This window comes from uncultured Roseobacter sp. (assembly GCF_947496515.1).
In the GTDB taxonomy this organism is placed as follows: Bacteria; Pseudomonadota; Alphaproteobacteria; order Rhodobacterales; family Rhodobacteraceae; genus Roseobacter.
The window spans coordinates 14,593-36,309 of record NZ_CANMDB010000006.1 but is presented as its reverse complement, the minus strand read 5'-3'; the positions used below and the strand labels follow the sequence as shown (position 1 = coordinate 36,309).

Annotated in this window: 16 protein-coding genes; 9 read left to right on the top strand and 7 right to left on the bottom strand. The window is 63.3% G+C overall.

What is annotated here, in order from left to right; translation table 11 throughout:
- Window positions 1-145: 145 nt before the first annotated feature.
- Window positions 146-625, top strand: coding sequence for a PaaI family thioesterase (locus tag Q1A53_RS12190; RefSeq protein WP_299966897.1), 480 nt, complete (start codon window positions 146-148; stop codon window positions 623-625).
- Window positions 626-871: 246 nt separating this feature from the next.
- Window positions 872-2,353, top strand: a complete 1,482-nt coding sequence (locus tag Q1A53_RS12185) for a hypothetical protein (RefSeq protein ID WP_299966895.1) — start codon at window positions 872-874, stop codon at window positions 2,351-2,353.
- A gap of 488 nt (window positions 2,354-2,841) precedes the next feature.
- Here Q1A53_RS12185 and Q1A53_RS12180 read toward each other — a convergent pair whose 3' ends face one another.
- The gene (locus Q1A53_RS12180; protein ID WP_299966893.1) at window positions 2,842-3,255 is read right to left on the bottom strand and encodes a hypothetical protein; all 414 of its coding nucleotides are present in this window, start codon (window positions 3,253-3,255) and stop codon (window positions 2,842-2,844) included.
- A 903-nt stretch (window positions 3,256-4,158) separates the two neighbouring features.
- On the opposite strand from Q1A53_RS12180, the gene Q1A53_RS12175 reads away from it, so the two are divergent.
- Complete coding sequence (locus tag Q1A53_RS12175; RefSeq protein WP_299966890.1) at window positions 4,159-4,365, top strand: hypothetical protein; 207 nt, start codon at window positions 4,159-4,161, stop codon at window positions 4,363-4,365.
- A 41-nt stretch (window positions 4,366-4,406) separates the two neighbouring features.
- Here the strand turns inward: Q1A53_RS12175 and Q1A53_RS12170 are convergent, their stop codons facing one another.
- The 3 genes from Q1A53_RS12170 to Q1A53_RS12160 all read right to left on the bottom strand — a co-directional run bounded on the left by Q1A53_RS12170 (window position 4,407) and on the right by Q1A53_RS12160 (window position 9,563).
- Complete coding sequence (locus Q1A53_RS12170) at window positions 4,407-5,402, bottom strand: alpha/beta fold hydrolase (protein ID WP_299966887.1); 996 nt, start codon at window positions 5,400-5,402, stop codon at window positions 4,407-4,409.
- Between the two features lie 48 nt (window positions 5,403-5,450).
- Window positions 5,451-6,557, bottom strand: a complete 1,107-nt coding sequence (locus tag Q1A53_RS12165; RefSeq protein ID WP_299966885.1) for a DUF2235 domain-containing protein — start codon at window positions 6,555-6,557, stop codon at window positions 5,451-5,453.
- A gap of 708 nt (window positions 6,558-7,265) precedes the next feature.
- Complete coding sequence (locus tag Q1A53_RS12160; protein ID WP_299966882.1) at window positions 7,266-9,563, bottom strand: xanthine dehydrogenase family protein molybdopterin-binding subunit; 2,298 nt, start codon at window positions 9,561-9,563, stop codon at window positions 7,266-7,268.
- A gap of 162 nt (window positions 9,564-9,725) precedes the next feature.
- Here Q1A53_RS12160 and Q1A53_RS12155 point away from each other — a divergent pair, with 162 nt between their 5' ends.
- Window positions 9,726-13,145, top strand: coding sequence for a valine--tRNA ligase (locus Q1A53_RS12155; RefSeq protein ID WP_299966879.1), 3,420 nt, complete (start codon window positions 9,726-9,728; stop codon window positions 13,143-13,145).
- 9 nt (window positions 13,146-13,154) lie between these two features.
- Entirely contained in the window at window positions 13,155-13,475 is a 321-nt protein-coding gene (locus Q1A53_RS12150; protein ID WP_299966876.1) for a DUF1992 domain-containing protein, read from the top strand.
- 183 nt (window positions 13,476-13,658) lie between these two features.
- Here Q1A53_RS12150 and Q1A53_RS12145 read toward each other — a convergent pair whose 3' ends face one another.
- Window positions 13,659-14,447: a crotonase/enoyl-CoA hydratase family protein gene (locus Q1A53_RS12145; RefSeq protein WP_299966873.1), complete on the bottom strand. Its 789-nt coding sequence runs from the start codon at window positions 14,445-14,447 to the stop codon at window positions 13,659-13,661.
- A 113-nt stretch (window positions 14,448-14,560) separates the two neighbouring features.
- Here Q1A53_RS12145 and Q1A53_RS12140 point away from each other — a divergent pair, with 113 nt between their 5' ends.
- Together Q1A53_RS12140 and Q1A53_RS12135 are read left to right on the top strand one after the other, a co-directional pair.
- Window positions 14,561-15,682: a pyridoxal phosphate-dependent aminotransferase gene (locus Q1A53_RS12140; RefSeq protein WP_299966870.1), complete on the top strand. Its 1,122-nt coding sequence runs from the start codon at window positions 14,561-14,563 to the stop codon at window positions 15,680-15,682.
- A 91-nt stretch (window positions 15,683-15,773) separates the two neighbouring features.
- The gene (locus Q1A53_RS12135) at window positions 15,774-15,935 is read left to right on the top strand and encodes a hypothetical protein (protein WP_299966867.1); all 162 of its coding nucleotides are present in this window, start codon (window positions 15,774-15,776) and stop codon (window positions 15,933-15,935) included.
- Between the two features lie 227 nt (window positions 15,936-16,162).
- On the opposite strand, the gene Q1A53_RS12130 is transcribed toward Q1A53_RS12135, so the two are convergent.
- Together Q1A53_RS12130 and Q1A53_RS12125 are read right to left on the bottom strand one after the other, a co-directional pair.
- On the bottom strand, window positions 16,163-17,371 hold the full coding sequence (locus Q1A53_RS12130) for an aminotransferase class V-fold PLP-dependent enzyme (protein WP_299966865.1): 1,209 nt from the start codon (window positions 17,369-17,371) through the stop codon (window positions 16,163-16,165).
- Window positions 17,372-17,455: 84 nt separating this feature from the next.
- Window positions 17,456-18,130 carry a TIGR04283 family arsenosugar biosynthesis glycosyltransferase gene (locus tag Q1A53_RS12125; RefSeq protein WP_299966863.1) on the bottom strand — a complete coding sequence of 225 codons (675 nt, stop codon included), beginning with the start codon at window positions 18,128-18,130 and terminating at the stop codon, window positions 17,456-17,458.
- A 78-nt stretch (window positions 18,131-18,208) separates the two neighbouring features.
- On the opposite strand from Q1A53_RS12125, the gene Q1A53_RS12120 reads away from it, so the two are divergent.
- Both Q1A53_RS12120 and Q1A53_RS12115 read left to right on the top strand, forming a co-directional pair.
- Window positions 18,209-18,949 (top strand): folate-binding protein, encoded by a 741-nt coding sequence (locus tag Q1A53_RS12120; protein ID WP_299966861.1) that lies wholly within the window; start codon window positions 18,209-18,211, stop codon window positions 18,947-18,949.
- Between the two features lie 323 nt (window positions 18,950-19,272).
- A complete protein-coding gene (locus Q1A53_RS12115) occupies window positions 19,273-21,363 on the top strand; it encodes a PAS domain S-box protein (RefSeq protein ID WP_299966859.1) in 2,091 nt (696 codons plus the stop codon).
- Window positions 21,364-21,717: the final 354 nt, after the last annotated feature.

Below are 21,717 nucleotides of genomic sequence, written 5' to 3'. Positions count from 1 at the left end.
GCGCCATGCCGGTCCGCGTCTTGGTCCCTTATCACCGCGACAGCCCACAACCGGTATCGCCTGTCCCGAGTCCCCACTTGAAACAGCCCCGCCCTTCCGGCACCAATGGTCATAGCCGATCCCGCACCCATCGCCGGAGCACACCATGACCATCGCCACCTCTCCTGCCGATCTGATGAGCCGCGAGACGCTCCTGTCCATGTCAGGGCTGGAATTCATGCAAGGCATTCTGGCCGGGCACCACCCCGGCCCCCCCATCGGGGAAACGCTCGGGTACGCGCTCCACGAGGTCAGCGATGGGCGCGTCGTCTTTCGCGGCACGCCGGAATTCAAGGTGACCAACCCCATGGGCACGGTTCACGGCGGCTGGTACGGCACGCTGCTCGATTCCGCCATGGCCTGCGCCGTCATGACCAAAGTGCCGCGCGGATCGGTCTATACAACGCTGGAATTCAAGATCAACATCATCCGCGCCATCCCCCTCGGCACCCAGATCACCTGCCTGGGCGAGGTCGATCACGCAGGCCGGTCCACCGGCGTGGCCAATGGCGAGATCCGCGGCGTGACGGACGACAAGCTCTACGCGACCGGCTCCACCACCTGCATCATTCTGAAAATGACCTGAGAGCAGCGCCCCCGGGCATCCGCCCGGGCAGCGCACGCGGGCCCCTCTATGGGGCGCGCGGGCGCTTCTGCCGCCCCACTGAAACATCCGCGTGGGCATCATCAAACGGCGCCATGCTTTGGCCCGCCAAGGCCCTTTTCGTGCTCCCACCACGGCGCAATGCCCCCTTCACCGGCAAGACACTTGCGCGACCTGTCCCGCTCACGCTCCACTCGGGCAATATGGCAAGACTTGATTGGATGGATCATGGCAGTGATTTTCGCGGCACCCAGCCTGCGCCGATACCAAACCGCGGATCAGTCCTCTGACTGGGCCTTTGATCTGCAGACAGCCCTGGGCAAGGCCACGCCCGGTGACGTGATCGAGCTGTTGCCGGGCCGCTATCCCAACCCGGTGGTCATCGCCATTTCAGGCACGCCGCAGGCTCCCATCACCATCCGGGGACCACAGCGCGCCCGCGCCATTCTGGACGGCGGCCGCACCCGCGAGGACGGGCGGCACGGCGGCATGGAACCGCTCGACGGCGATTTCGCCTTTTTCAGACTGTTTCGCGCCGATCATATCGTCCTTGAAAACCTGCACTTCGAGCATTGCTGGCCCAATGCCATCTACCTGCGATCCTGCCAGCACATCACGGTCCGGGACTGCTCGGGCACCGGCGGGCGCTACTTTCTCTACGCGCGGCAAACGGATCTGCACCCGACAAAAGGCCTGATCCTCGACGGGGTGAGATGGGTGCAGGATCCGGATCATGACATGTGGGATGGCCGCGTCACATGGCGCGAGGTGAAAGCAAAGCCCAAGGAATTTGACGCCAGCTTCTTCAACGGCGCGATGCTGGGCAGTTTCGATATCGAAGGCGATGTGATAGTGCGCAATTGTGCCATCAGCCATGCTTTCAACGCCATCCGAATGGACATCCGCGAGAACCGTGTCTCGGTCACGGACGAGGGCCCGAGCATCCGCCGCAACCGCCACGTCCGCATCCATGACAACAGTTTCGCCTTCATCCGCGACAACGCGATTGAACCCGAAACCGGCGCCCAGGACTGGTGTCTCTACAACAACCGGTTCTACAACTGTCACGCGACCTTTTCGCTCGATGCGGTTGCCCTGCGTGACTACATCATCCTCGCCAACTGGATCCTGAACGACAGACGCCCGGGTCTGGTCGGCCAACGCAATCAGGGCGGCAAGGTGCTCAAGTTCATCGCACCCCCCGCAAACCCCGGCGATCTGAAACCGCAACCGCGTCACGGCCTGTGGTCGCTCTTTAACTCCGCGCAGACACGCACAACCTACGCGAAAAAGGGTCTGACCGAGCACTGGGCGGACCGCTTCACGTTGCTGGGCCTCTATGACGCCGAATACCCCGAGCGCAACGGTCCGCCCCGTGAGGCGTTCAATGACTTCGGATGGGACGCGCGGGTGCACATCCAGGACATGGTCTGCAACGATCCCGCCTTCCCTGATCGCTACATCGACGAAGGCGCCCGGATGACCGACCCCGTCAAAACCACCGATATCTTCGATCTGCCGTCTTTCTCCCGGTGCGATGATCACCCGCTCGGCGGATGGGACGGCGCGCTTGTGCCAGTGGCCGAGGTGTCGAAATTGCGGACCACAGCATTCTGCATCAACCGTGCAGACGGGTCGGTTCTGACCTTCGAGGCAGGGCTGCCTTACGGCGCCAGCCCCGTCAGCCAGTATCACCTGGGCACCCTGTAGCAACCACGACCAGCCGTATCAGCGCCTGCCGAGGAACCGCGCAAGACGCCGCGGCGCGGCACCGGGGCATCGGCCAGCGATTCAAGGACGGCGTGGTTAAAGCCATGGCAAGACAAGCGTGATCGTCAGCACCGCTGTAGGGTCCGGATGCCACCGTGATGGCCATTCAACCGCTACTGTTTTGACACCGGTGCCGGACAATGCCACCCGACCGAAAGATGCGCTGACAGGACGACGGGGCAAACTGCATGCCGCGCGGGCGCGCCTCGGGCGTCGAAGCGTTCAAACCTTATCGCAACGCAGACCCCTCGACGCCCGCAGAATGTACCGCAGGATCGCCTGATTGCCGAAGCGGAGATGGCGCCTGCATCCCGCGACACTTTTTACGTTGGAGATACTGAAAGGCTCAACGCGCCGCCACCGCCGACAAAAGCGCGCCAACCGGCTCGGCTGCCGCTAGGGCACGACGCATGTCCTGCGATCACAAATCACCCCGCCTCTCCCCTGCACGTCGTAGTCATCGACAGGCAACTGGCCGCCACCCCCAAAAGGGTATCCGGGCGGCACCCAGACGCCCATGCTTCTGGCAACGGCGCTGTTGAAATCGGGGCCCACAGTCGCTTACACCGCGGCGACAACAGCGTCAGCGCATCAAAGATCTGCCGATCCAGCAGCGCCGGGTCCGAGAGCAATCCTCTCACTTTCAGGGCATAATTCATCACCATGTCGCTGACGTAGGAAAGCTCCTGCGCCCCGCAATTTGGCGCGACCTGCTGGAACCGCGTCACGTATTCGGGATGCTGCCGGTGTCCGGCCGGATCGCTGGCCCAGTCGCAGCCCTGCGCAAAAGCCGGATGTGCCGTGGCGAGGCAGATCAGGACGATCAGTCTCAGGAATGCCATGTGGTCCTCAAAATACGTGAAAGGAATGCAACACCCATACCATATTTGGCGGTCCTTGGCTCCGACGACAGGCATTGGCCGAAAACCGTCAAACCCGTCCGAGCCCAGCGTCCCGTCTCTACATCCCATCTGATCACCGGTTTGTGCTGCTGGCGAGGCCACTCGGCGCAAGGCGTCATTGGATCGTCCCAACCTATCACGCGCAGGCCCTGCCCTCCCATGAAAGGATCGGTTACGGCAGCCCCTTGTCGACCACGTCTCAGGCAGCCAAACAGCGCCAAAGCGACGGGGATCGAGGGTCTCCCCATCCCCATCATCGCCTCTCGGCCCTCGGTCGGGGCGCGGCGCCCCGCTCTCTTGAGACATGCTGCACTGCCGTTTCCCGGCCCCAAGCCACGCCCGTCACCACCCCATTTTGCGAGGTTCAGCATCCCGCACGCCTGCTCTGCAAAGGGGAGGCCTGCGCGGGCTGAGGACCTTTTGCGGCATCCAGTGGGTCGCCTGTCTTCACCTCTGGTTGCCCCACGCGGTTCGTGCGACACCAAAAACGCGGACCGGTTCCGCACCCTTCATCCGGTCACGACTTATTGGCTCACGGGAACTGCATGCCGCCGGATCGCTGCGTCCGCTCACCGCCAGAGACGGCGCAATCGGCAATTTTCGACCACTGCATTGCGCATGAGTTGAAAAGACGCACCATAGTTGCTACGAGATCAAGCAGGAAACCTTCTGACCAGGAAAGAGACATCATGTTCCGTTTGCCGTCCGATATGCTGAAAGCGCAAGGCGTACACGCCCGGTAAGCGGTCCGACAGGTTTCCCCCCTCAAAGGCCGCCACGTGATGCGGCCTTTTATCTATCCCCCTTCATGTGGCGGCTTTCCCCCCTTCAAAGGAGAGCACTATGCCCGGTATTTCAATCTACCTCCCCCTGAACCGCTCGCGCGGGCTCTTGCTGCGGCTTGTCGCCCGGATCGCGAGACCCCCAACCCGGCGTGCCGGTGCCCCGCCGCGCGGCCACGCGGTCCTGCCGGCTCATCTGCGTCAGGATGTGGGGTTACCGCCCATTGAGGAGCCGCCACCGGTGCCACTGCCGCAGTGGCGGCTCTGATGCGGGCACTGGCGCGGGGTTTTCGCCGCGCCAGTGCATGCCTACGGCTGCTGCAGAATCCAACCGGTGATCTGATCCAGCACACCGGGCGCATATGCCCGCTGCCCGGCAAGCAGGAACCTGAGCTGCGCGCTTAGCGGCCAGTCTTGCGGTGTTTGATGATTGTAGTGCCGCGCACGCAACAGGCTGTGGGTCGCCGCCGGGATGATCCGCACATCGTGGCGCGGGTTGCGTCCGAGGACCTCTGCCGTCTCACCGGGATCCACGTTGAGATCCTCAGCGCCCACCATCACCAGCACCGGCATGGTCATCGCCAGGCTGGCAGCACCTGCATCGGCGCCGTAGTTGCGCCTGACGAAACCGCAGCGCGCGGCGCTTAGATCAGGACGGTCTGTGCAAGAGGTACCTTGCGCGCCGAACAAGGCGTCGTTCTCGGCCAGGTTCCGCGCCACAGCCTCCGCAACGTCTTCCGGCCCGAGGCCCGCGCGCTCCAACTGCCGACGGGTGAAATAAGCACCCTGCCTGCGCCAGTTGACCGCCGGGCCCACCAGCACCACAAAAGCTGCATCCGCGGTCATGGCCGCCTGTGGCACCACCCATCCGGCCTGCGAAAACCCCAGAAATCCCAGCCTTCCCGCTGCGATACCCTCGCGATCACGCAGAAATCTCAGCGCCGCCGCCGCCTCATCCGCGCGGGTCTGCATGGATTGCGCCAGCCAATCACCGCCGCTCTGCCCGACACCGGGCTTGTCCCAGGAAAAAACACCGATGCCCGCCGCCAGCAGCGCCTGGACCAGCGGGAAATACCCCCCGTCTGACCAACGATCCTGCGGCCCGTCGCCGTGCACAAGCAGCACCACCGCCGATGCCGCCTCCGGAGGCAAGACGAGCGTGCCCGCAACCGGCTGCCCTGCAACTTCGAACACCAGCTCCGACACACGCGCTGGTCCCGGCAGGGAAAAGCGGTCAAGCACCACCAGCCCTGTCCCCGCCAGCGCGACACACAGGGCCCCGAGCCACAGCATCAGACGTTTCATGTGCGGCCTTTCCTGCGGTCGGACGACGCTCCCGGCGTGACTGCCCTCTTACACCGTCTTGCCAAAGCCCATCCAGCCCCGCGGTGCGGGCTGAACAGACCGGCGCAACATCACGCTGTCATGCAGCTGTTCAGAGGGGGTCTGCAGCGGCTTGCGCGCGCGCCGGGTGATGAACCAGCGGCCATGGCCCCGAAATGTGCCCAGCATGGGGGCTGTGGCGTCCTGCGCGATCTCGCCGCTCCACCCTTCGGGCAACGGCAGCCCGTGCATCTGCGCCCGCTCCAGCAGCCAGACCAACGGAATATTCGCCAGGGGGCGCGCTGCCTCATATCCACCGAGCTGCCCCCCCACATCGCCGTGGGTGCCGGAAAACCAGACCTGCTCCACCCGGCCCTGATACCCATCGGGCGAAGACCACAGAACCGGCTTATAGGCCACCCGCGTCTCGTCCAGCGCCAGCGCCTGATACCCCGCCTTGACGTTGTGACTGAGGTGGTCGTTGTGAAACGCGTGGTGCTTTTCGCTCAACCGCCACAGGACAGGCGCATTGAACCCCAGCGATTTCACCGTGTCCCAGACCCCGATCATCTCGATCTCGATGCTGTCCATGCAATGGGCCGCCGCGAACCGGCGCGCACTTTCGCTGCGGGGGTCGCCCTCGTAATGGCGGTAGACGTCGCGGATATTGCGTTCCGTGGCGTGATCCGCGCTCAGCAGGCCCATCTGGTCAATCACCCCCGCCAGGCTCCGCACCGCATAGGCGCCGCGCGAATAGCCCAGCAGAAAGATCTTGTCACCGGGCCGGTAGCGCGACGCCAGATACCCGTAGGCGCGGCGGATCTGCCGGTTGATGCCACGCCCGGTCATCACCGCCATGGCCGAGCGCCAGTCGCGCCACTGCAACCCCGGTTCATAATAGATCGACAGCGCGCTGCCCATGCGGCGGCACAGATGATAGGCACGGCCCGCGTTGGTCCGGCAGACGGGTTCCAGCGACGACATGGTGCCGTCCAGGATCACCACATGGATCACCGGACCCCGGCGCGGCCCGAAATCACTGTCGGGCCTCCGCCAGAACCGCGGGGTGAAGAACCGCAGGATCTTGCGCCGTACCGGGCTCATGGCGCGGAGTTTTTGGCGCTGCGCCCGGCTCATGGGGTGACCCTCGCGCCAGCGCCGATGCGCCGCACCGTCCGACCGTCGACGGCATGGGCCGATGCGGGGCCGCGGGCCCGGTCAGCGGATAATATGGGGCGGTGCCGAGCCCCTGCGGACGGGGCGGCATCCCTGCCAGACGCTGCGTTCGCACAGAGGAAAGGACACCGCCGCCGGGTGTCCGAGGGCGTGCGCCACCCGTCTGTCTCGCACGCCAAACTTGCGGCGCGATATACCGTGAAAAGCCCTTCGCGTCTCTGCGCCGATGACCGCCCAGCGATCTGGCGGAGCGTCCTACCGTCACGCTTTGTGCACGCAGGCGCCGTCTTTCGGACTTGCACCCCGCCAAAACGCTTTGAACGGCCCCGTGCCGCGCGCCCGGTATCGTCGACAGGGACCGGGGCAAAGCTGTCTCGCCCCCCCTCGCCGCGATCACGAGGTCTTGGCCTCAGCGCAGCAGCATTTGCCGGGCCCCGCGCATCGCCGCGAGCACGCGCCGCCCGCCTGCCATTGTGCCCATGATCGAGGCAAGCAGGCGCAGCTGCCCAAGGCCGCCCGACAAAACCACCGCAGATGCGGGCAACCCGGCCGGGTTCGTCGTCGCCGGAACCGCGAGGATCGCTCCGCGTCGCGCGCATGGCGACACGGGGCACGGCCATACCGAGCAGCCCGCCGCCGTCGCGCGGCAGTCGGCACGCGTGTTGCTCGTTATTCCGCTGCCAGCGCCTCACCGTTCAAAAGCTCCCAAACCTTGTGCGGGGTAAAGGGCATGTCCGCCTGACGGACCCCGCTGTCCCACAATGCGTCCTGTACCGCGTTCGCAATGGCCGCCAGCGCGCCCACGGTCCCCGCCTCGCCACAGCCCTTCATGCCCATGATATTGGCAGTGGACGGCACTGGCTCTGACGAAAAGGAAAACATCGGCATATCATCAGCCCTTGGCATGGCATAATCCATGAACGATGCCGTGAGCAGCTGCCCGTCTTCGTCAAAGACCACATGCTCCGTCAGGGCCTGCCCGATCCCCTGCGCCACGCCGCCGTGCACCTGACCTTCGGCCAGCATGGGATTGATCAGATTGCCGAAATCATCCACGACCGTGTAACGATCGACGGTGGTCACGCCGGTCTGCGGGTCGATCACGACCTCCGCGATATGACAGCCATTGGGGAAACTGCGGCCCGGCAGGGTGGCGCGCTCTTCCTGCACCAGCAGATCATCGCGGCCCTTAGCGCGCGCCATCTCGGCCACTTCCAGCATCGTCGGGGTCAGGTTCGACCCTTCGGCGCGGAACCGTTCATCGTCAAAGCTGATCCGGGCCGCCGGAACCCCCATCTCATCCGCCAGGAAATCGGTAAAATCGGCCCTGATTTTGTCCACGGTCGCCAGCGTCGCCGTGTTCTGCACCGTGACAGAGCGGGACCCGCCCGTGCCGCCACCGCTGGCGATCCGGTCGCTGTCGCCTTGCACCACGGTGATTTTCTCTGCGGGAATGCCGGTCTGATCAGCCAGAAAGGCGGCATAAACCGTCTCATGCCCCTGGCCTGTGGATTGCGTGCCCACGTAGATCGTCACCGTACCATCCTCGTTAAACGCGACCTTCGCCGTCTCCGAAGGATCGCCCAAAATACTTTCGATATAGTAACACAGGCCAACGCCTCGCATAAGCCCTTGGTCTGCATCGGTTTTGCGACGCCCGGCAAAACCCTGCCAATCCGCCTGCGCCAATGCGCGGTCCAGAACGCGGTTGAAATCACCCACGTCATAGGTCTCGCCCATGGTGGTGGCATAGGGAAACTGCGCGGGCTTGATGAAGTTTTGCTGGCGCAGGGCCACAGGATCCACCCGCAGCTCCCGCGCCGCGCGGTCGATCAGACGCTCCAGCACATAAATCGCCTCGGGCCGCCCCGCCCCGCGGTAGGCATCCACGTAAGTGGTGTTGGTATAGAACCCTTCCACCTGCAGCCAACTGGCGGGGATGTCGTAGACGCCGGTCAACACCCGGCTGAAAAGCTGGCTCTGGATGAACTGGCCGAAGTGGCTGTTGTAGGCGCCGAGGTTGCAGCGCGTATGCACCCGGTAACCGGTGATCCGGTTGTCTGCGCCCAACGCCAGTTCCGCAGTGGAGGTCAGATCCCGGCCCGCATTGTCGCTCAGCATCGCCTCCGTGCGCTCCGACATCCAGCGCACCGGGCGCCCCGTCACCCGTGCCGCCTGCGCCGCCAGCGCATACTCAGGGTAGGGAAACCCCTTCATCCCGAAGCCGCCGCCCACATCCGGCGTCGTCACCCGCACGGCCTCCTCCGCTAGGCCCAAGGACTTTGCGATAAAGTCCTTCTGCCCCCAGACCCCCTGTCCCCCCAGGGAGACATGCACGCGCCCCGCGTCCCACTCGGCATAGCAGCCGCGCGGCTCCAACGAGTTCACGATGATCCGGTTGTCACCGACCTCCAGACGCACCACGCGGGCCGCGGCGTCAAAGGCGGCCTGCGTCGCGTCCTGATCGCCAATGCCCCAGTCAAAGGCACGGTTGTCCGGCACATCCTCGTGTACCGCGGCACCACCCGCCGCCAGATCGAGCTTGGCGGGCAAATCGTCATATTCAAGCTCGATCAGCTCCGCCGCATCGCGCGCCTGCTCCAGCGTCTCCGCCACGATGAAGGCCACCGGCTCACCCACGAACCGCAGCTTGCCCTTGGCCAGCAACGGGCGCTCCGGTGCCGCACCATCGGTGCCATCGCGGTTCTTGATCGTGGCCCCGTACATGGCGATGTCCATGCCGGCCGCCTCCAGATCCCCGACCGTCAGCACCGCCGCCACACCCGCCGCCGCCCGCGTCTCCGACACGTCGAGCCCAGTGATAACCGCATGCGCCACCGGCGCGCGAAACACGAACGCCCGCAAGGCATCCGCAGGCGCGATATCATCCACATACCGCCCGTGCCCCGTCAGAAAGCGCACATCCTCGACCCGTTTGATCGATTGCGACTTGCCGAATTTTTCCATGACGCGCGCTCCTTCACCTCGCTGGCCCGAGGCGGAGGGTAGCGGCAGCCGCCCGCTTGTCCAGTGGCCAGCAGCCGGATGCGCGCAAACACCTCCCCTTCCCCTCGCCCATGACTTTGGATAGAGCACACCCAGACCCGAAATCACGACGGACACGACCCCATGGCCATGGACAAATCATTCGACGCCCAAGAGGCCGAAGCCCGGCTCTATGCCGCCTGGACCGACGCGGGATGCTTTGCCGCGGGTGCAGGCGCCAAGGAAGGCGCCGACACCTTCTGCGTCATGATCCCGCCGCCCAACGTGACGGGATCGCTGCACATGGGCCACGCCTTCAACAACACCCTGCAGGATATTCTGGTCCGCTGGCACCGCATGCGCGGGCACGACACGCTCTGGCAGCCGGGCACCGACCACGCAGGCATCGCCACGCAGATGGTGACCGAACGCGAAATGATGCTCAATCAGGAACCCAACCGCCGCGACATGGGCCGCGAGAAATTCGTCGAACGGGTCTGGCAGCAAAAGGTCAAATCGCGCGGGACCATCATCGGGCAGCTCAAACGCCTTGGCGCCTCTTGCGACTGGTCGCGCGAGGCCTTCACCATGGGCGGTGCACCGGGCGACCCGGACGCAGGCCAGGGCCCCAACTTCCACGATGCGGTCATCAAGGTCTTTGTGCAGATGTACAACGATGGCCTCATCTACCGCGGCAAGCGCCTGGTCAACTGGGACCCCCATTTCGAGACGGCCATCTCCGATCTCGAAGTCGAGAACATCGAAGTCGACGGCCATATGTGGCACTTCAAATATCCGCTGGCGGGCGGGGCGACCTATGAATACGTCGAAAAGGACGAAGACGGCAAAGAGACCCTGCGCGAGACCCGCGACTATATCTCCATCGCCACCACCCGGCCCGAAACGATGCTGGGCGATGGCGCGGTCGCCGTCCACCCGTCGGACGCGCGCTACGCCCCCATCGTGGGCCAGCTCTGCGAAATCCCCGTGGGACCCAAGGAACACCGCCGCCTGATCCCGATCATCACCGATGAGTATCCGGACCCCGACTTCGGCTCCGGTGCGGTCAAGATCACCGGCGCACATGACTTCAACGACTACGCTGTCGCCAAACGCGCGGGCATCCCCATGTACCGCCTGCTGGACACCAGCGGACACATGCGCAGTGACGGCGCGCCCTACGCCGAAGCCGCCGCCATCGCCATGGACGTGGCCAAGGGCAACCGGACCCTCTCGGAGGCCGAAGCCGACGCAATCAACCTCGTCCCGGACGACTTGCGGGGCCTCAACCGCTTTTTCGTCAAAGGCGAGGACAGCGGCCCGCAGGCGCGCGAACAGGTCGTGGCCCAGATCACCGAGGAAGGCCTCGCCGTGATGATCCCCGCCGAGCCGGACACGCCTGAGGCGACAACGCCCTCCTCACCCGCCTCCGCGCCCTCCGCGCCTACCTCCGCGCCCTCCACGTCTGCCTCTGCGCCCTCCACGCCCGCCTCTGCGCCCTCCTCGTCTGCCTCTGCGTCATACTCGGGCTCGACCCGAGGATCTCCCGACACCCCCCCACCGTCATCCTCGGGCTCGACCCGAGGATCTCACACCCCCGACGCGCCCACACCAACCGACGAGATCCCCGGTCAAGCCGGGGATGCCATGGTGCCCTTGGTCGAGGCCAAAAAGATCATGCAGCCCTTCGGCGACCGCTCAAAGGTGGTTATCGAGCCGATGCTGACCGACCAATGGTTCGTCGAAACCGCCAAGATCGTCCAGCCCGCGATTGATGCGGTTCGTTCGGGCGATGTCACCATCCACCCCGAGCAGGATAAAAAGGTCTACTTCAACTGGCTGGAAAACATCGAGCCCTGGTGCATCTCCCGCCAGCTCTGGTGGGGGCATCAGATCCCGGTTTGGTTCGGTCCGAAAATCCTACCAGACGGAACTATTCGTGCCGGAGAAGACGAGATGTTCTGCGCCGCAACCAAGGATGATGCCTACAGGCTGGCAACTGAAACTTACCCGAAAGGCACGCTCATTTTAATAGATGAAGAGTTTTCTGACGTTGATCGGCACTCGGACTCCGTAAATCGAGCTTTGTTGGCGGCGGGCATGGACGTTCCAAAAGGCCTTTCTGTGATGAGCAAGCCCGTTGCTCAGTCCGAGAAAATCAAAGACTTTAGAGAACTAGGGGTCCCTGTCGCCCTTCTTCGCCGAGACCCCGACGTCCTCGATACCTGGTTCTCCTCCGGCCTCTGGCCCATTGGCACGCTGGGCTGGACCGGCGACGCTGAACAGGACGCGGCCAACGCAGCCCTCCAAAAATACTTCCCGACCTCCACGCTGATCACCGGCTTTGACATCATCTTCTTCTGGGTCGCGCGGATGATGATGATGCAATATGCCGTCGTGGGCCAGAAGCCCTTTGACACCGTCTATGTTCACGCGCTCGTCCGCGACGAGCGGGGCAAGAAGATGTCGAAGTCGCTCGGCAATGTGCTCGACCCGCTCGACATGATCGACGCATACGGCGCCGATGCAGTGCGCTTCACACTCACGGCAATGGCCGCCATGGGGCGCGACTTGAAACTCTCCACACAGCGGATCGCCGGGTACCGCAACTTCGGCACCAAATTGTGGAACGCCTGCCGCTTTGCGGAGATGAACGACGTCTTTACCCACCGCGCGCCACGCACCGACGTGATACCGACGCAATACCGACCCGATACCGACGTCACACAGACAGTGAATAAATGGATCATCGGAGAGACCGCCAAGGTCCGCGAAGAGATCGACGCGGCGCTCTCCACCTACCGCTTCAACGACGCCGCAAACGCTGCCTACGCCTTTGTCTGGGGCAAGGTCTGCGACTGGTACGTGGAGCTGTCCAAGCCGCTGCTGCAGGATGAGGCCAACGCCCATCTTGCGGCGGAGACGCGGGCCACCATGGCCTGGGTGCTCGATCAGTGCATGGTGCTGCTGCACCCGGTCATGCCCTTCATCACCGAGGAGCTCTGGTCAGAAACAGGCAACAGATCCAAGATGTTAGCCCTCACAGAATGGCCCAGCTACACCGTCGCCGATCTGGTGGACGCCGCCGCAGATCAGGAGATGAACTGGGTGATTTCGCTGATCGAGGCGATCCGCTCCGCCCGCGCGCAGATGCACGTGCCCGCGGGCGCCTACGTGCCGCTGACGGTGACCGATCTCGACGCCGCAGGCCAATCCGCCTGGGAACGGAACGAGACCATGATCAAGCGTCTCGCACGCGTCGAAGATCTCAGCCATGTGGAAGACTTCCCCAAAGGCACCGTCACCCTCGCCGTCACCGGCGGCACCTTCGGGCTCCCACTCGCTGATGTCATTGATATCGCAGAGGAAAAAGCACGTCTTGAAAAGACACTTGGCAAGCTCGAAAAAGAGCTCGGCGGCTTGCGTGGCCGGCTGAAAAACCCCAAATTCGCCGCGTCAGCCCCCGCAGAAGTGGTCGAGGAAACCCGCGCCAACCTCGCCCTGCGCGAAGAAGAAGAAGCCAAACTCAGGGATGCGCTCGCCCGCCTTGCCGAACTGGGGTAGGATGCGGGCATGCGCCGCTTTCGCACCCTCGCCGAACGTCAGATCGCCAAGGCCCGCGCCAGCGGACAGCTGACCGGTCTGAAGGGCGAAGGGCAGCCCCTGCCCGACCGCCCCGGCGGCACCGACGCGGTTGCCACCGGCATGCGGATCATGGCCGAGGCAGGCGTGCTGCCCGAGGAGTTTGCCCTGAAAACGCAACTGGATACCGCACGCGCGCGCCTTCGCACCGCCACAACGGAAGAGGCCCGCAAAGCCGCGTCACAAAGCTGCGCCGATCTTGAGCTGCGCTACGAGATTGCCCGCGAGGCCCGACGCAGATTCATGCGCTAGGCGCTGGCAAGGCGCTTACGTAAGCGCCTTGGTCACAGGCTGTCGCCTGTGCCCTGCCAGTCCGACGCGGTGCGCTTCCCGGCGATGTATAGAGCGTCTGACGAAAGACCCGAAACATCACGCAACGCTGCCTGTAATCGGGATTTCAACGCGTTGCGTGATTTGGGTTTTTCGCATGACGCTTCAGTCAAACCGTGCCGGTCGTCTGGCCATCTGCGCGGCGATCACTTCCATCTGCTCCGGCTGACCGATCAACCCCGCCTGAGCGCGCGATTCCGCCATCAGAACGGTCGCCTCATCCTCTTGTTCCGCAACGGAAACAAGCGCCTTGGCCGCCCGGATCGCGCGCGGCCCCTTGCCCGCGATCTCACCCGCCAGAGACAGGGCCGCCGCCAGCGGATCCTCCGCCACCTCCGTCACCAGCCCCCAGCGTTCTGCCTGCGCCGCGTCAACCGGTGTGGCAGTGTAGACCAGCCTGCGCAGGACATCCGAGCGCACCAGGCGCGGCAGCAGGACCATCCCGCCCATATCCGGCACGATGCCCCATTTCATCTCCATCACCGCCAGCTGCGTGTCGGGCGCCGCGATGCGAATGTCCGCGCCCAGAGCAATTTGCAACCCCGCGCCAAAGCAGACCCCGTGCAGTGCAGCGATGACGGGTATCTCCAGCCGGTGCCAGACCATCGCTGCCTCCTGCCAGTGGTTCGTGGTGCCCTGCCCGTGGGTGCGCGGCATCATCAGCGCCTCAATGTCCTGACCGATCATGCCGCCCAGGCCGCTGATGTCGATACCGGCGCAAAACCCCGCGCCTGCGCCCGACAGCACGACCGCCCGCGCGTCAGACGCGGACAGCTGCGCGCCTGCGTCGATCAGCGCCTCCAGCATCTCGTCGTCCACGGCGTTTCGCTTTTCGGGGCGGGTCAGCGTAACGCTGGCAATGTGATCTTTCACGGTGACGGTAACACGCGGCATTTGGGCAACTCCTTGGCTGACCCCATCCAATCGCAGTGGCGGATCTGTGACCATAAGGACGTTGCGGAAATCTCGGTCTTGCCGAAACCCCGGCAGCCGTTTTAAGAGACCGCATGACACGTTTTCGACTGACGCCGCTTGTAGACTCGCTTCCCGATACTGTGCCCTTCGTGGGGCCCGAAACGCAGGAGCGCGCGCGCGGTCAGCTCTTTGATGCGCGGTTGGGCGCGAATGAAAATGTCTTTGGCCCTTCGCCCATGGCCACCCGCGTGATGGCGGAAACGCCGCAGTGGATGTACGGCGACCCGGAGAGCTTTGAGCTGCGGGAAGCACTGGCCGATCACCACGGTATCGAGATGGCCTCGATCGTCGTGGGCGAAGGCATCGACGGGCTTTTGGGCTACCTGCTGCGATTGATGGTGGGACCGGGGGATACTGTGGTCACGACCGAAGGCGGCTATCCGACCTTCAACTACCACGCCACGGGCTACGGCGGTGTGATCCACACTGTGCCCTACAAGAATGATCATGAGGACCCCAAGGCTCTCTTTGCCAAGGCAGCCGAGGTCGATGCAAAGCTGGTCTATATGGCCAATCCCGACAACCCCATGGGCACGGCTCTGGACAATGAGGCGCTGCTCGCCGCAATGGAAACGCTGCCCAAGGATGCCCTGCTGGTGTTGGACGAGGCCTATCTCGAGTTTGCGCACACTGACGTCGGGCTGGACCTGCCATTGGACGATCCGCGTGTCATTCGCCTGCGCACCTTCTCAAAGGCATACGGGCTGGCCGGGGCGCGGATCGGCTATGCGATGGGTGCGCCGGAATTGATCGCCGCGTTTGACAAGGTACGCAATCATTTCGGGATCAACCGCGCGGCACAGGCGGGCGCGCTGGCCGCCCTGACCGATCAGACCTGGCTGCGGTCGGTGCAGGCGCGGGTCGTGACATCGCGCAACAGGATCGGGCAGATCGCGCGGGCAAACGGGCTCAAACCTCTGAAGTCTCAGGCAAATTTTGTGACAGTGGATTGTTGTGGCACGGCAGAATACGCCCGCGCGGTCCTGAACGAGGTTGTCGCGCGGGGCGTCTTTATCAGGATGCCCTTTTCCGCGCCGCAGAACCGCTGCATCCGGATCAGCTGTGGCACGCCTGCGCAGTTGGAAATCCTCGAAGACGTGCTATCCTCTGCGCTGAGGGCGGTTGGAACGGGATTGACCGAAGCAGCGCAATAAGGCTGCACAGGTCTTCTGAGAAGAGGCAAGACAGCCTATGCGGTCTGATGCGCCGGGCCGAGCGCCGAATTACACCACTGCCTGCATTGCAATGTTCGGCGTGAACCTTGCGTGGATCCTTCTGCTGATTTTCGCCCTCTGGGGACTGATCGCCGCGCTTTTGGCAGGTTTTGCGGTCCATCGCTGGATTGGCTGGCTGGAGGTGAAACGCTCCACTTCCAACGTTGCTTCCCCGGATGAGCCTCGCGCCTGAGCGACAGGAACCGCTCTCTGCAGACGACTCGCTAAAGCATCGGACCTTAAACCTAAGACAGCGAACCTATATGCTGAAGCGCCGGCCCAAAGGGTGGCACGGTCGCGCCGCCCGTTTTGCCAAAGGCAAGCCTCCTGTTTTACGGAGGCGGAAGGTGCTGTGCAACAGTGCCTGTTGCGCTGGCGCTCTGAGCGAAGCGGAGTGTCTCAGGATTAAGGTAGGATGCTTTAGATCCCCGCGATCACGCCCGCCGCAGCTGATAATGCACCATCGCCCTGCGGGATTTTCAGCGCTTTCATGCCAGCCTCCATCCCACCCAAGAGCCCCATGATCATATGGCCATTGACGTGGCCCATATGTCCCAGGCGGAAATGGCCGTGCCAGTCCGGATCCTTGCTGTCAGCCATGCCAAGCCCGATGCCCAGGGTCAGCCCCAGATTGCTCTCCGTCCAGTCGCGCAGCTGGGTTGCCTGTGGCGGATCAAGGTGGAGAGACGTCACCGCGCGACTGCGATGCACCGGGTCGGCAATGTTGAGCCGGAGTGGCCCGCCCGCGCCCCAGGCATCGCAGGCGGCCCAGATCGCGCGAGCCAGCAGATGATGACGGGCCCAGACTGCCTCCATCCCCTCCGCGTGGATCAGATCGAGTGCGGCGCGCAGCCCATAAAGGTGGTGCGTGGGCGCGGTGCCGTTCCAGTATTGCCAGAAATCCGTCGCATTGGCTCGCGGCGTCCAATCCCAGTAGGTGCTGACCCGCGGCATCGCGGCCCTGACTTGGGCGGCCTTGTCATTGAAAAATACGAAGCCCATGCCGGGCGGCACCATCAGCCCCTTCTGACAACCGGTCACCATCACATCGACGCCCCAGGCGTCCATCTCGAAGACATCACACCCCAGCGATGCGATACAATCCGCCATCAGAAGCGCCGGGTGGCCAGTGCTGTCAATGGCCTGCCTGAGTGCCGCAATGTCGTTGAGCACCGAGCTTGAGGTATCCACATGGACGGCCAGAACGGCCTTGATCCGCCCCGCCGTGTCGTTGCGCAACACCTCGGCAACCCGCTCGGGATCCATGGGCGCGGATTTGCCGAAATCAATGACCTGCGCCTCCGCCCCGAGACCGCGCGCCATGCCCGCCCAACCGTGGGCGAAATGCCCCGTCGCGGGGACCAGGACCTGGTCACCCGGCGCAATGACATTGGCCAGAGCCGCTTCCCACACACCGTGACCGTTTGAGATATAGATCGCCACATGGCCATCCGTCCGCGCCACCCGTTTGAGGTCCGCGGTGATCCCCGGCATCATCTCGGGCAGTTCACCTGCGTAGATGTTGGGCGCTGGCCGGTGCATGGCGTTCAGCACGGCCTCCGGCATGACCGATGGACCGGGGATGGCGAGATAGCCGCGACCGGAAGGCGGCAGGGTGGGATCAGACATGCAGTGGCGTCCTCTTGGTTTGACCGCACCGTAGCCGGGATCATCCGCGCGTCAATGCGCGATCCGCCGCGAAGGGCGCGGGGTCTACCGCCGGTAGCTGTCGGCCAGCCGCTGGGGGCTGACGCCGCTGAAATACCGTGCCAGTGTCCAGAGGTTGCGCAGGCCGCGGCGCACCCAGCCCTGCGCCTGGTAGCGGGCAGCCGAGGTCTCGGCCACAGCATCGATGCCGACCAGGCGGCCCTTGAGCGCGCGCGCCAGTGCGACGTCTTCCATCAGCGGTTGATCCTTGTATCCACCCACCGTGTCATACAGGGGCCGCGGCAGCAGCATGCCCTGATCGCCATAGGGCAGGCCCAGACGGCTGCGCAGATTGGCCCAGCCCGCCACCACGCGCCCGGCCAAGCCACCGCCGGCAAAGGCCAGCCTGAACCACCCTGCGTTGCCAGTCTCCAGATGCGCGATCGCAGGGCCCGCCCACCCCGGGCGCAAGACGGTGTCTGCGTGGAGGATCAACAGCCAATCGCCCGAGGCTGCGGCACAGCCGCGCACCAACTGCCCGCCGCGCGACGCAGGCCCGGTGACGATCTCTGCCCCCCAGGCCCGGGCAGCGGCAACGGTCGCATCCTCCGACCCGCCATCGCTGATGATAAGTTCGCGGATCAACCCGGCCTCCAGCCCCGGCATCAGCGCAGCGAGGCACTTGCCCAGATGTGCCTCGGCATTCAGGGTCGGAATAACCACTGAAATCGGTGCCCGCATGATACTCCCTCTTTCCTCGGCCCTTATTCTTGGCGCCGCGGCCTCTATATGACATTCAACACCGCAAGAGGAGGCCCCATGAGCACACGTCGCATTCTGCAGATCACCGGCACCGACGCGCGCGATTTCCTGCAAGGGCTGATCACCAATGACATAGGCAAGATCACCGACGGTCTCGTCTACGCGGCGCTGTTAACGCCTCAGGGTAAATATATCGCTGACTTCTTTCTGAGCGAACGCGGCGAGGCTGTGTTGCTGGATGTGGCCGACGCTTTAGCCGACACGCTGATGCAGCGGCTAATGATGTACAAGCTGCGCTCGGACGTGGCGATCACACCGGTGCCCTTGCATCTGCACCGCGGGCTCGGCCCCTGCCCTGAGGACGGGTTTCCCGATCCGCGGCACCCCGAGCTCGGCTGGCGCGCCTACCGTGACAGTCCTCAGACCGATGATGAAACGGATTGGACCGCCCTGCGCGTGGCGCACCTGATCCCGGAAAGCGGGGTCGAGCTGACCCCCGACACCTTCATTCTGGAGGCAGGGTTCGAACGGCTCTCCGGCGTTGATTTCAAAAAGGGCTGCTATGTGGGCCAGGAAGTCACCGCGCGGATGAAGCACAAGACAGAGCTGCGCAAGGGTCTCGCCCGGGTCGATATCATGGGGGTCGCCGAAGAAGGGTCGGCGATCACCGCCGATGGCAAGCCGGTAGGTACCTTGCTGAGCCACAGCGACACGGCTGGCATCGCCTATCTACGCTATGATCGCGCCAAGGGAGAGATGACCGCCGGCAACGCCCGGGTCCGGCGCAGCGACGGGTGATCCGGTCTTTCAGCGGCATGGGGTGGCGCCAGTCTTTCGGCGAGGTGGGACGCAGGCTTCGGCCAAACAAGCGTCGCCGTACCTTATAGGCCGAACAGAGCGCGCGGTGCCTTGCACCGCGGAACGCGAAGCCTTTCTAGATCATTTTACTGAAAAACTCTCGCCCTGCGGCAAAAGCCAGCAATAAAGGGCTAACAGCGGCGCAGCACCCATCTGCAGCTGCGGTGCCCGTTAGTCTGTTCTTAACGGCTCTGTGTGTCTAACGAATGATGGCGATTGCATGGCAACCATGGAAAAACAACGCCACCGGTTGCGAGGAAGACATGAATTTACTTGGTAGAACGAAGCGCAAAGACAGTACCCTATCCCAGGCAAATGACGCGATTGCCGTCACCCGCGCGCTGGATAAGGTACAGGCCGTCATCTGGTTTGATCTGGAGGGTAACATCCTCGATGCAAACGAGAATTTTCTGTCGACAATGGGCTATGATCTGGAAGAGATCCGAGGGCGGCACCACCGGATTTTCGTCACGGACGACTACGCCAAAAGCGCCGATTACGGATCTTTCTGGGAAAAGCTGAGCAGCGGCTCCTCGCATAGCGGCGATTTTGCGCGGGTCGCCAAGGATGGCAGCACCGTCTGGATCGAAGCCTCCTACAACCCGGTCTTCGATGAGACCGGCAAACCCGTCAAAGTGGTCAAATTCGCCATTGATGTCACGGACGAGAAGGCGAAAGCCGCTGATGCCGCAGGCCAGCTGGAGGCGATCTCCCGCTCGCAGGCGGTCATTGAATTTGACATGTCAGGCAATATCGTGACCGCGAACGATAATTTCTGCAAAACGCTAGGCTATGATCTGGATGAAATCCAAGGCCAGCATCACAAAATCTTCGTGCCCGAAGAACAGATCGCCAGTGCGGAATACCGTGATTTCTGGCAAACCCTTGGGCAAGGCAAGTTCCACGCGGGTGAATTCTTGCGAATTACCAAGGACGGTCGCGAAATCTGGATACAAGCCACCTACAATCCCATCCTGGATCCTTCGGGAAAACCGGTGAAGATCGTCAAATTCGCAAGCGATATCACTGACACGAAAACAGTGACCAATGACGCGGCAGGACAGCTGGAAGCCATTTCCAAGTCCCAGGCGGTGATCGAGTTCGATCTGGACGGGCGGATCCTGCATGCCAACGACAATTTTCTCACTACCCTTGGTTACACTCTTGATGAAGTAGTGGGCGAGCATCACCGCATGTTCGTAGACCCGAAGGATGCCGAAAGCGCCGAGTATGCCGCCTTCTGGAAAACCCTGCGGTCGGGGCAGTTCTTCTCTGCCGAGTACCGGCGGATCGCTAAGGGCGGCCGGGAGATCTGGATCCAGGCCACGTACAATCCCATCCTCGATCTGAACGGCAGGCCCTACAAAGTCGTCAAGTATGCGACCGAGTTAACCGACCGAAAGGTCGCGATGGACGCTTTCACAACCGGCCTGAACGCCCTGGCGCAGGGTGATCTGACGGCACGTCTGCCCGATACGCTCACCGGTGACTTTGTCGCTTTGCGAACCGCGTTCAACACGACGATGATCCGTCTCGAAGAACTGGTCATCGGGATCCTTGAGACATCCGAAGCGATTGCCGACGAAACAAAAGCCATTGCGACGAGTTCGACCGATCTGTCCTCGCGGGGAGAACGGCAAGCGGCAACGCTGGAGCAGACCTCGGCAGCGATGGAAGAGCTCTCTGCCACGGTCAAAAGTACTGCGACCAACGCGCAGACCGCGAACAGCTCGGCTGAAAGCGCCGAACAGAACGCGGAGCGCGGCGGCGAGGTCGTTAACGATGCGATTTCGGCCATGACCCGGATCCGCGAAAGTACAGCAGAGATCGGCAAGATCGTGGAAGTGATCGACGGCATCGCCTTTCAGACAAACCTGCTGGCGCTGAATGCCGGCGTGGAGGCCGCACGGGCCGGTGATGCGGGACGCGGCTTTGCCGTCGTCGCATCGGAGGTTCGCGCCCTGGCGCAGCGCTCTTCTGACTCAGCACGGGAGATCAACCAGCTCATATCCTCCAGCAACCAACAGGTCACCGAAGGTTCCGAACTGGTGGATCGCAGTGGCGAGGCACTCTCCGAGATCGTGGCAGGCGTTCAGGAGGTTGTCAGAAGCATCGGTGATATCCGTCAGGCGTCAGAGGAACAGGCGGTCGGCATTACCGAGGTCACACAGGCCGTGTCCGAGATTGATCGTAATACTCAACAGACCGCAGCACTGGCAGAAGAAAGCGCGGCCTCCGCCACCCAACTCGCCGAGCGCGCGGCAAGGTTGCGTGAGCTGGTGAGCTTTTTCCGGCACAATGCTGGCGGCCAACCGACAGCACTTGATGACGACAGCGATATGGAAGCAGCTTGAGCGCCGGGCGTTCCGACAAGGATGAGCGTGCCATTGCGGGGGCTCTTGGACAGAAAACCCCAGTGATGGCGAGGCACCATTCGTGAAATGCTGGATTGGCTGGTATCATAATTCTACTGTTCAGCTAAAGCGAAGCACATCACTTTGGTACCCATAGGACGTGCGGAGCCAAGGCTTGGGCAAACCAGACCAAAGAAATTACTCCATCCGTTGTTGGCGGTGGCAAAAAGTACGGTGGGCCTGACCTTGATGCCCGGTAATCTGAAGTGGATCCGTGGGCTCAGCAAGGTGCTGGCTTACCTCTTCCAGAGCCGCATTTGAACGATCGCTCATTTCCCTGCAGTGGCGATAGAA